This window comes from Enterobacter cloacae complex sp.6700776 (genome assembly GCF_048284255.1).
In the GTDB taxonomy this organism is placed as follows: Bacteria; Pseudomonadota; Gammaproteobacteria; order Enterobacterales; family Enterobacteriaceae; genus Enterobacter; species Enterobacter intestinihominis.
On record NZ_JBLVYK010000338.1, the window covers coordinates 1 to 260 of the forward strand.

At 46.9% G+C, this 260-nt stretch carries 1 protein-coding gene; it reads right to left on the reverse strand.

All coding sequences use genetic code 11. From position 1 onward, the window contains the following. Positions 1-260, reverse strand: a 260-nt coding sequence (locus ACNQ0T_RS24535; protein ID WP_417930528.1) for an alpha-amylase family glycosyl hydrolase, incomplete at both ends; no start/stop codon positions are given.

The following is a 260-nucleotide window of genomic DNA, read 5'->3' on the forward strand; positions in this document are numbered from 1 at the left end:
CCCATTGGCTTACTGCTGAGTGAGACAATTTCAGCGTATTGCCGCAGCCTGTCCAATCCGCATATTCGCCATTGTCGTTTAACCAATAATAGGTGGGGTTATCTAATCCCCGAAACGATAAGCAAGGTCCTGAGCAGTCTAATTCGGCAGTGTGGTTAAACACAATATCAAGGATAACCTCAATGCCGGCACGATGTAAGGCTTTGACCATATTGCGAAATTCACTCAACGGCGTAGAGCCTGCTTGCCCAGACCAATAT